The organism is Colwellia sp. BRX10-9, assembly GCF_014077405.1.
Classification (GTDB): domain Bacteria; phylum Pseudomonadota; class Gammaproteobacteria; order Enterobacterales; family Alteromonadaceae; genus Colwellia_A.
This window is the reverse complement of the sequence record NZ_JACGVV010000020.1, coordinates 65,742-77,147: the sequence shown is the minus strand read 5'-3', so window position 1 is coordinate 77,147 and position 11,406 is coordinate 65,742. Positions and strand designations below refer to the sequence as shown.

At 39.4% G+C, this 11,406-nt stretch carries 5 protein-coding genes and 1 pseudogene; all 6 read right to left on the bottom strand.

Annotation, left to right across the window (positions count from 1 at the left end):
- Positions 1-214: pseudogene (locus tag H4J69_RS12680) on the bottom strand (transposase); the annotation flags it as partial.
- 165 nt (positions 215-379) lie between these two features.
- On the bottom strand, positions 380-1,123 hold the full coding sequence (locus H4J69_RS12675; RefSeq protein WP_182214123.1) for an MBL fold metallo-hydrolase: 744 nt from the start codon (positions 1,121-1,123) through the stop codon (positions 380-382).
- A 409-nt stretch (positions 1,124-1,532) separates the two neighbouring features.
- On the bottom strand, positions 1,533-2,432 hold the full coding sequence (locus H4J69_RS12670; RefSeq protein WP_182214121.1) for a prenyltransferase: 900 nt from the start codon (positions 2,430-2,432) through the stop codon (positions 1,533-1,535).
- Positions 2,433-2,624: 192 nt separating this feature from the next.
- Positions 2,625-3,524, bottom strand: a complete 900-nt coding sequence (locus H4J69_RS12665) for a 1-acyl-sn-glycerol-3-phosphate acyltransferase (protein ID WP_182214119.1) — start codon at positions 3,522-3,524, stop codon at positions 2,625-2,627.
- Positions 3,525-4,122: 598 nt separating this feature from the next.
- Positions 4,123-6,930, bottom strand: a complete 2,808-nt coding sequence (pulA, locus tag H4J69_RS12660) for a pullulanase-type alpha-1,6-glucosidase (RefSeq protein ID WP_182244492.1) — start codon at positions 6,928-6,930, stop codon at positions 4,123-4,125.
- A gap of 212 nt (positions 6,931-7,142) precedes the next feature.
- A complete protein-coding gene (locus tag H4J69_RS12655; protein WP_182244493.1) occupies positions 7,143-11,333 on the bottom strand; it encodes an alpha-1,6-glucosidase domain-containing protein in 4,191 nt (1,396 codons plus the stop codon).
- Positions 11,334-11,406 lie beyond the last annotated feature (73 nt).

Below are 11,406 nucleotides of genomic sequence, written 5' to 3'. Positions count from 1 at the left end.
AGGTATTATTAATGAAAACGTAAGAAAAAATATAAATAGCAAACAACTGAGATAATGTAAAAATGCGATGTTCAATCCAATGACGCCTGTGCGAATAACTGACACCGGTTTCTTGATCAACACCACATAAAAAGGCTTTTCGAACGGTTTGACTGCAAATATGATAATACGGCGTATCAGGTAAACTGATTTGTTGTGAACGAGGCTTAGGCATGACAATCACCACACTTATAAGAGGGTAAACTAAGTGTAGTTTATTGTTGGAAAATTGAACGGTTTATTATGGGTGGCTTAATGGGGGATATTGAAAAAACAAACAGGTTATTATGGGTGGCTTAATTGGGGATATTTCTGTGTGACTAAATAATACCTTATAAAGCTATGTAAATATTTTTCGCAGTTTAGCTTTAACAGAGCGCCAATGAGTTAAAGGTAAATCTGGAGCTTTGGACAAGAGGTGTTGGTAGTCATCATCGCTAAGTTGAACCTCACCGCCATGCGCAAGCAAAATGGATTTAGGTTGAAGATTATGTAATTTAGTCAGTGAGCTTTTATAGCGATTGGGATAAAAAACGGGAAAAGGCGGAATAAATCGTCCTTTTACTTCCACCATTAGATCAGCTACATAAATAAGTTGACTTGGTTGGTGTAGCAAAGAGATATCTCTGTCGGTATGCCCTTGAGTATAAATGACTTGCCATTCAGCAAAGCCGGGTAAAACTTCACCATCATTTATTTTTATGTCGGGCTTTAATTTGGAGGAGTACCAAAGGTTTTTTGCTGGTTTATTTTTACGTTTCGCAACCCAGCGAGTTAATGCCATATCGGTCAAGTGCATTAATAATCCGTCTACACCTGTGTACCAATGCCCAGAAACATTAGCAATGGCAATTTTACAACCAGTTTTTTTTCTCAATACATGAGCTGCTCCAGCATGATCTGGATGCATATGTGTGACGACTATGAGTTTAAGGTCCGAAAATGGACGTTGTAATTCTTCTGTTATAAAAGTCTGAATGGTTTCGACATCTGCACGGCAGCAACCATCGAGTAACAATAATTTTTCAGAATATTCTACGAGGTAAATAGATTGAATATAGCCTTCAATTTGGTGCAATTTCATTTTATAAAGATCATTAGTTTTTTGTTGTTTACTTATAACAAGCTTGATCCATAAATTCAAACGCTCGTTTTAATCTTTATTTAATGCCACGGCACAAATACAGTCATCCCAATGCAACATAGTGACGCCGGCAATGGTGGCATTTTTCCAGTCAGGTTATTCGATTAATTGGTAATATTTATAGTCAAACAATGCGTCTTTTTATCTGTGGGGAAAGTCCGCTGCCGTATCAGATAAGACAGTTTTGGTACTGATTAGGGTGTTAGGAAAGGTCTTTTTTTGGCAACTACTGCCCTTAGAGTTATATTTTAGAAGTTAGCTATTTCAGCGTTTGATTAAATTTTTTGAAAGGTATATTCGGTGCTTAAACGTAATAACTTCAGTTTCCAACGTTATTCAACTTCTACAATTAGTTAAGGAAAACGGTGATTGCTATCGTTAATGGTGTCAGTAATGCACAACTAACATTGTAAGCAAGGTATATAGGGTGTTGACCAATGTTTTCTTTAAATTTTATTGCACCATATAAAGCGACAAAGGCCAATGCCAGTGGAATAAACGCCATTGCACTTAGTGTTGGTAATAGCTTTTGGCTAATAAAAAAGCCAAGTAATAACGTTGAGAACACCGAAAAGATGAAAAAAATGGTGTTGCTTGCTTTTATGCCAAAGGCAATAGGAAAATGATTTCGACCAATACTTTTATCAGCATCAATATCAGGATATTGGTTTAAAAGTAATAAGTTGTTAATAAGAAAAAAAGGGATCAAACCTATTAGCCAAGGTGTTGTTGAAAAATGGCCAGATAAAATAACTTGGGTACCTGCCACCATCAGTAAACCAAAACAAAGACCAGGGGCAACTAAACAGATAATGGGCCATTTATTAATCCACTTTGTGTAACTAATAATAATGGCTAATCCAAGTAATCCCATCGGCACTAAGGCAATTACTGCTACGCCATAAAGGGTGACGAAATAAACACCAATCAGAAAGGTTAAAAGGGTTGTGACAATCGCGGCTCTTTTTACCCCAGGAAGTAACTCTGGATGCTGAGATAATAAACCGCTACCACCGCTAAAGGGGGTTCTAATTGTTTTCAGATCTAATCCGCTGACGTAGTCTTGATATTCATTAATGGTATTAACCGCAATGTGCGCAGAGATCGCCCCTAAAAAGGCAATGGCTAATACGGCATAATCAACCGCACTTTGTTCCATATAACTAATACTAGCACCCAGAAAAACACAAATAGGGGCTAATATTAAGAAAGGTAGGCGAAATGAAGGAATAATAGCGGTTAGTGTCATGTTTATTTATTATCCTTTATCTAGATAGTAAAATATTAGCGAAAAGTCTTTTATGTTCAAAGTTATTGGCGTTGAAGGCGTTATCAAGCCTTCAACGTGTTACTAAACCAAATTAACGTAACTAATAAGACTTAATAACGACAGGCATTAATTTTTAGATGGTTGGTAATAAGCACTCTTCGTAGTCATCGTTTATCCGTTAGGTATAACAAGTGAGTCATCTTGCGAATACAAATGTAAATAACAGCCTTTGCCCGCTAGAGTTAACCGGTAGGTAATTTCAGCTCTTTCTAAAAATCCTTGTTCAACAAGCCCGTTATCAATTAAAAAATCGAACATTGTATTCGACAGTTCACCCATTTTTGCTTTTGCACTTATTTCCATTTTAGTCGCAACACCTTTAATAGAGTTAATGGCGTAAAGTGCACGAATAATTGCCGCTTCTTTATCACCTATGCTTGGCATGGCTCCTTGATAAGGGGGAAATTGTTTGGTGGGATATTTTCCATAAACACTTTTATAAGAGGCTTGCATCGCTTGAATATCATCGTCTTTATTATTGGTCAGTTTAAAGATGTGAAAAACACCTGTTTCTTTACTGAGGTAATCGACTTTGGCTAAAAAAATGGGTAATCCACATCCTTGAGCAACATGGTAAAAGCCTGTTTTCCATTTTGCTACTCCACCTCTTGTACCTTCTGGAGTAAATAAGAAAAATACTCGTTTACCTTTTTGTGTTTCAATAAATTGCTTGATTTGTTCAACTTGCCCTAAGCCTGTAGATGAACGATCAATAGGCATAGCGCCAAGGTACATCAACCAACGACCTAAAAGAGGTATGCGGCACATGCTGTCTTTAATAGAAAAATATATTTTCACATCTTGCAATATCGCAGCGCCAAGCGCATAAACAAAATCCCAATTCGATGTGTGCGGTGCTGCAATAGTAATACCAGCACCTTCGGGAGTGGCTGTGCATAATTTCCAGCCCGAAATTTTAAACCAAAAACTAAAAACGAATTTTAAAATGTATTTACTAAAAATACCGTCAAAGATTGTTTTTTCACGGATACGAAGATTTTTTCTGGCCATAGTCATATAGTATTTAATGAGTAGTTAATATTTAATAATAGCATATTATACAGTTTATTTGACGCGATAGATCAATATATGAGGTGGTAGTTTTATTCATCAAAATACCGCTAAAATACTGTTTTAGGTTACAGTAAAAGATAGTATTTCCTTGTGTTCACCATCTGTTCAAAAGAAAACTTATCGTAAATTAATATCGTAAATAAATTGTTATTAAGTCGACGTGTTTTTTACGATGAGTATAACGAGCAGATAGTGCGACAAGTTATAAGGGCTAAACCGCACAAAAAATAAAATAGATAAACCGATAAACATCCAAGTTGATAATTTCAATTTTTACTTCTTCTAAAGTCATCTCATCGCGTTCATCGGCTAAGATTGGAGTAGCCACAGTAGCCACACTTGCTACAACATCAGCCACATTTATTAGGTCATATTTAAATTTTGACTCAAGGCTCACTACATTTAAAGTTTATTGTTGATATACACTGAGAGGGTTGCTCTAGGCGGGATTTTTTTAAGGCGAGAAGTAGGGCTAGTAAGACTTTACTTTATGATTAAGTAAATAAAATCATTACTAGCCGCTAACGATAGCGCACTATTGCTCTTTGATAAAAACACTGGTGGTTAGTGCTGGAACAAAAAAGCTGTTTTCATCGCTACTACTCTCTTTAACAACACTATCAACGCCCTGTTGTTGAATAGGGTGCAATTGATATTGTGCTGCCTCTTTAAAAGGGATTGTTTTAGCGGTGGTGCTAGTATTAAAAATAACAACGAGCGCTGATATCTCAGCATCTACTTGCTGATATTTTTCGGCATCATCGATGCTCATCACAATTAAGCCAATTTGTTGTGCTTTACCGGTATTGTGAAATTTTACACGCTCTATTATTTGTTCACTGTTGGTAAGACGAAAAAGGGGGGTACTCATGCGCAGACTAATAAACTCTTTAAACACTTCTGCACTAAACTCGATGTCAGTTGGGCTAACAATATCTCGCCCTTCATTTTTTGCTAGAACTTTTTTAATCAGTGGCCAGTTTGCTTGGTCTTTATCTGCTGGCGGTAAACCAACATTATAATTATTGCTTTGCTTGGTAAAATCGACTTTATTAAACCAATCACCATAGTCGTAACTGTCGCGTAAAAATGACTTCGAACGTAAAAACTCTGATCCCATATGTAAGAATGGAATGCCCTGTGCGAATATAGCAAAGGACAGTGATTGTAAGTGAATACGTACGCGATCTTTTGTTGAGGTATTAAAAGGTAAGCGGTATTGATTATTGTCCCATAATGTTTGGTTATCGTGCTTAGATACATAGTTAATGGTATCGGCAGGGTCTAGTGCATAACCGGTTGGTTGGTCACCATAAGGAATTTCTTTACCGGTAACGTGTTTATCTTGAGCATTTTTAAGAGGGAAGTTAGCTAAATTAGCGGCTAAACCAATACGTAATTGATCTGCGGCGAGTAGATAAGCTTTTCTTGATTCGACTCGATCCACTAATTCATTAGGCATAGTGCTTAAACCACTGCCGATACCTTGGCTTTTACGAATATCATCGCCACTGGCGCTAAAGGCTCCACCGCGAACTGCATCGCGTAAACGGTCGGTAAAGGTACCGATTTCTGTGCCAGCCAATGCTAATTGGCTAGCTTGCGTAAAGCGCTGATTATTCGCTACCTCACCAAAATTCCAACCTTCGCCATAAAAGTAGGTGTCTTTATCAACCGCTTGTACTGCTTTTTTGGCTTTAAGCATCGCTGATTTGGGTTGGTGTGCCATAAGGTCGAAGCGAAAGCCGTCAATTTTGTAGTCTCTTGCCCAAACAACTAATGAGTCTGTCATTAACTTTTCCATCATGACATTTTCTGTGGCAGTGTTATCACAACAGGTTGATTGTGCGATTTTTCCGCTGATAGGGTCAAGACGATGATAATAATTAGGGACAATTTTATCAAGCACAGCCGTTGGCGCTAGCCCTGCTTGATGAGTATGGTTATAAACGACATCCATGATGACGCGAAAGCCTAGATTATGAATACTTTGTACCATTTGACGAAATTCAATAATACGTGCTGAGCCTTCAGGGTTTTGAGCGTAACTGCCCTCTGGAACAGTATAATGGAAAGGATCGTAGCCCCAATTGTAATTATCAATTTCTCTAAGAGAACTGACTATCGCTTGGCGCTCCTGTGTTGCAGAGGGAAGTGTTTCTAAATATTCTTGTATCGTCATTTCTTGGTCTTCGAGCCGACAAAGCTTATGTTCGGGCACGAGTTGGCAAAGTTTGCTAATAGGATTATTTAGATCAATAACTTGTGTGTCATTTTCGTTAGCGGTACCAATATCAAAGGTGGGCAGTAGATGAATATTGTTAATACCTGCTTTTTGTAGATCCTTAAAGTGTTTAATGCCAGCGCTATTTTTTTCGCTGAAAGCGGCGTACTTTCCACGAACAGCAGGTGATGAAAGTTGCGGATCGTGGGCACTAAAATCACGAATGTGGGTTTCATAAAAAATATTATCTTCAGGGTTCTTAATTAAAACATCTTGCTGTAATTCCCAGCCATTAGGTTTGTTTTTTGAGTCGTCTAAATTGATAACATGTGAATATTCACTATTTGTTGAAAGGCTTAAGGAATAGGGATCTGTGGTGGTTAATGTTTCAATTTTATCGCTAGCCGGGTGATATATTGTCAGCTGATATTGGTAGTAGACTTCTTGTTGAGTATTAATAACTGCACCAGACCAAATACCGGTATTGCTATCTTCTTTAAGTGGCACAACATGCGTCGCTTGCTTGTCTTTATTAAACGCTAATAAGGTTACCTGTTTTGCGGTCGGTGCCCACAGTGCAAACTCAATAGAATCTTTACTGAGAGTGGCCCCTAAATTATTTAGCTCATTAGCGTCGTTACTTTGTGAGGTAAACAAAACATCCAATAATTGAGCTGTTTGTACCTGTGCTGTGTGTTTTGAATTTGTGCCCTTGCTTGCAGAACTGACATATATTTTATTTTTCAGTGCTTTTTTAATCTTATTAGTAGCCAGCTTTACCTCAAATACATTAAATGAACGTAAATGTTTGGGGATAAGCAGACGATTTATTTCTCCTGTGAAGGGCGTAAGTGTGGCTTTTTCAATATGTCCGCCATCATCAAAAGTTAACGTATGTTGTTGATGTAAATTATCTTCAGGTAATAAAAGCAGTTCTGGGGTCAGCCAATGTGCAGAAAAGTCTTGGCTTACTAAAGGAGAAACTGCTGCTGACTTTACGCTCGTTTCTGTAAGCTGGGTTCTTGTTGGTATACTTTGATCATGCTGACATGAGCTTAGACATGTCGTTGTGATAATGATTAGGCTTAATTGTCGAAAACGAGCTAAAGAAATACGCATAAGGATAAATAACAAAGTAAATTAATGATGTTAATAAGTTACGCATTTATCAGCAATATAAACAGTTTATTCTAATTTTTACATACGTATTCAGCCAATCTGCTGACAAGTTATTTCCCCATAAAAAAGCGCCAAGAATATTCATCCTCAGCGCTTTCTATAGTGTTAGCCCAGCTTAAGTACTTAAGCTGTTCGATTAACTTACCTGATGACTATGGCTGACATTCTTGTATCGCTAAACGGCCAACATTATAGCCTTTACTTGGGTTTGCGCTGTAGAGTGTTAGTAAAAAGCTGTATGAGCCTGCCGCCAGTGTCGTATTGTTATTGGCGTCGCCAGCGTTATTATAAGCAACAGGGTAATTGATACCTAAGGCTAAATTCTCCCCTTCAATATCGTTACTATCGTTTTCTTGTACCCACAATTGTGTGGTCCAACTGCCGTCATCTGAAGCCAGTTTAAATTGCATTGCCCCGTCAAATTCAGCTACGGCTTGATACTGGTTATTGCCTTTGTAATGTAATCGAAACTCTTCAGTGGCATTCCACGCTGAATGATCGCCACGAACAAAGAGTTGGCCACTACCATTAATATCAAAAGGAATGTCGTCGCTTGAATCAACTAAAGCAGCACAATCTACTGTGGTGTTTTTGGTCACAATCGTTAAGCTTGGCGTCGATGTGCTGGCATTTAAGCTAAAGTTATAATTACCAGCAGTCGTGGTGGTTATTTCTATATTACCACTGTTATCGGCCGATGCTGTTATTGAGTTATCAGTGAAGGTGACATCACTAAAGGCGAGGTTTACAGCCGCCCAATCATCAGAACCCACTTTAAAAATATGCGTGCCAACCGCCAAGGTGAAATCAATCACATAGTCGCCGTTCCCTTGATAAGTAAACATATCGATTGCTGTTAAACCGTCGTCACCCCAATTATTCATTGACCCACGTAGGTAAATACTTGTCTCGCCATAAGGTGCGGGGTCAGGCGCATTTAAGGTCGCATCAGCTGCTAAACCAACGCCTTGTGCCATTGCTTGTGGTTTTACAAAGACTGCAGTAGTTAACGCAGGTACAGTGAAGGTGCCTTTTCCTGAAGCCTCAACAAATGATGCTGTTTGAACATTAGTATCGGCAGAGCTTTGTTGTACGCTGTGCAACTCAAAGCCGGTCGCAGTTAAAATACTTTGTGATTGCGCGGATGCAGTGCCGTTTATCACCACAACAAGTGCATCAATATTCTCATCAAGGTCAGTTAGACCGTTACCATCATCAATACTCATCACAATTAAGCCCTGAGTCTGTTCGCTACCGGTATTATGAAAACCTAAACGTGCACTAATATCAGCTTGCGTGGTTAACCTAAACAAAGGGCTTGAGGCGCGAATACTCAAAAACTCTTTAAATATATTTGATGAGAATTCAATATCACTGGCTTGTGGCGCTGTTTCGCTATTATTGATCAGTGCTGTCATCAACGACCATTTACTTTCATTGTCTTGCGCAAGTGGCAAGCCGACATTCCAGTTATTGGTACTCATAGTGAAATCAACTCTATTGAACCAGTCACCGGCATCATAAGTGTTTCGGTCCATTGATTTTGAGCGCAGTAAATCACCACCCAGTTGGAAAAACGGAATACCTTGACTGATTAACGGCAAAGTCCCAGAAATATTTTGTATGCGCACGCGATCATTAAGACTAACTTCGGTTTCAATGCCATATTGCAGTTGATCCCATAAGGTTTCATTATCATGTTTTGAGACATAGTTAATGATGTCGGCAGGGTCTTTTCCGTAAGAAGGTTTACTAAATGTACTACCCGCTTTGATGTTGTCATTCTTATCTTGTAGTTGATAATCTTTTTGGGTACCAGCAAGTCCTAAGCGAATAATGTCTTGGTCATTTAAACTACCAGTACTTTTAAATAAAGAGGCACTGCGAATAATGTCGCGAGGTCGATCGTTAAACGTACCGATTTGCGAACCCGTCATATTATTTTGATCCGCTTGTTGATAGCCTTTATCATCACGCGTCCAACCTTCACCGTAGAAATAGTTGTCGGTGTCTATTGCTTGTACAGCGGTGCGAGCACTTAAAATCGATGCTTTTGAATTATTACTCATGATGTCAAAACGAAAGCCATCAAACTTATAGGCTTGTGACCAAGTAAGTAATGAGTCTTGCATGAGTTTATGCATCATTTCATGTTCAGGCGCGGTATCTTGGCAACAAGTTGCTGTTTCAACATTACCTGAGGTTAAATCACGGCGGTGATAGTAACCGGGTACTACTTTATCAAGCACTGAGTTTTCCCATAAACCCGAAGAGTTAGTGTGGTTGTAAACAACATCTAAAACAACACGTAAGCCCATTTCGTGCAAAGCTTGGTTCATCGCACGCATTTCAGTTATGCGAGCGACACCGTCAGGATTTGATGAATAACTACCATCGGGCGTTGTGAAGTGTTCAGGATCATAACCCCAATTAAAGCTGTCTAAGCCTCGCAATGATTCGGCAAGCGCTTGTGCAGCTGTGCTGGTCGGGTCGTAACTGGCGAATACCTCGGCTAATGTATCACTAGCATTTTCAACACCACAAACAGGCGCGTCACTTTTCTTAGCACATAATTCGCTGACGGTATTATCAAGGTTAATACGATTAACGGCATCTTCATTTATGCTGGCAATATCGTTGGCGGGTAATAGTTGAAAGTGTGTTAAGCCTGCGTCAGCAAGAGATTTTAAATGTGTTACGGGTACAGAGGTTTCTTCGGTAAAGGCAAGGTAGTTACCTCGGTTTTCTACACGGGTGCTGGCGTCTAAAATACTAAAGTCACGTATGTGGCCTTCATATATAACACTGTCTTCAGGGTTAACAACTTCAGGAACGGTGTGACTGTCCCATCCGATGGGTTTTAAATCACTATCAGCTAAATTAACAAACTGAGAAAAATCGCCATTGGTTGATAAAGAAACCGAGTAAGGGTCTGTGGCTTCAATTGTTTCAATACGCTGATTTTGTTGATGATAAACAGTTAACTCATAGCGATAAAATAAGCGGTCTACTGTGTTTGGCGCGGTAAATGACCAAATACCTGTTGCTGCGTCAAGGGACATCGCATGGCTTGACTGTAAAGCTTTACTTGCGTTGTACACCTTAAGGGTAACTTGCTGTGCTGTCGGTGCCCAAAGTTTAGCGCTTATCTCGCTAGCACTGTAAATAATACCTAAATCTGCTTCGTTAGCATCGTTATTTGCTGAGGTATATAAAGCGTCTAAGATACGGGGTGTTTGTAGGTAAGTTGCGGCGATAAGTGAATCGTCACTCGCATATGAAATTGCCAATAATTTACCGCTAAGCATTGATTTGGCTTTACTTACCGATGCTGATGTTGCGGTAAATGCTGCTAAATCTTTATAGCGAGGCATATTAAGTGAAATCGCAGGGTGTTCGCCACCAGCTGCGGGTAGGTACTCAAGGTAGTTATCTCCAGAAATACCGTTTTCACCATCAAAAGCTAAGTCGTCAGTGGCTGAACTATAAATGCGTACTTTAGCTACGTTGGTACCGGCGTTCCAAAAAACGGTATTTTCATTGGCCCAGTGCGCAGCAACATCGTTAATTAATATGCCTGTTGGAAGTAAGGTCGCCTGGGTATATACATCACTGATACCTGATAGTGTCCAAGTCATGCGATCGCCGCTTAAATCAGCTTGATGGTCGATGCCACCTAAGTCTTTATCATCACCTTTATGAACAATAAAGTTAGCACAATCGCCATAACCTGCTTTTAAATCGATAAGCCAGTAAGCGCCGTAATTTGGATCTAGCCCTGTTTGTGCTTGCCCCGTTGCCCAGTCAGTATCGGCGTTGGCATAAGCGTCACAAGTCTCGTTGTTCCATAAATGTATGATCCAATCGCTGTAAGTTGCGTCCGCACGGTTATAGAAAATGACTAATTCGTTATCACCTGCAGTAACTATTGGCGCTGGTAATCCCGCTGTAGCAATATCAAAGGTCAGGCTAGCAGTAGCACTAGCATTACTCGGGTCGGTAACAGTCAAGCTTGCCTGATAGTTTCCTGCGCCTGATGAGGTCACGGTTGTTGAAGTATTGTTTGCACAATCAGCGATGGTCACTGTTGTAAAGCCATTGCCTGGAGATAATTGACAAGATAATGCATCGCCGTCACTATCGGTAACAGACCATGAATAAACGATTTCCTTAGGTGATGATTCAATAATTTCATGGCTGAAATTCGTCATAGTTGGCGCATTGTTCACCTTGTCAGGTATATTAACTTTATCACCACCATCACTGCCTCCACCGCCACAAGCACTTAATGCGGTGGTAACCGTTGCTATAAGGGCAACCTTTTTAAATTGAATTATTGTCATCTTATCACTCTTAGGTTTATGCAATATTTATCTGTTGCACATTTGAGCTACGCTAGATAAATATTATTTTTAA

Excerpts from the sequence above, each read along its gene's own strand:
- pulA (WP_182244492.1), bottom strand. The coding sequence starts at position 6,930 with ATGCGTATTTCTTTAGCTCGTTTTCGACAATTAAGCCTAATCATTATC.
- H4J69_RS12665 (WP_182214119.1), bottom strand. The coding sequence starts at position 3,524 with ATGGCCAGAAAAAATCTTCGTATCCGTGAAAAAACAATCTTTGACGGT.
- H4J69_RS12675 (WP_182214123.1), bottom strand. The coding sequence starts at position 1,123 with ATGAAATTGCACCAAATTGAAGGCTATATTCAATCTATTTACCTCGTA.
- H4J69_RS12655 (WP_182244493.1), bottom strand. The coding sequence starts at position 11,333 with ATGACAATAATTCAATTTAAAAAGGTTGCCCTTATAGCAACGGTTACC.
- H4J69_RS12670 (WP_182214121.1), bottom strand. The coding sequence starts at position 2,432 with ATGACACTAACCGCTATTATTCCTTCATTTCGCCTACCTTTCTTAATA.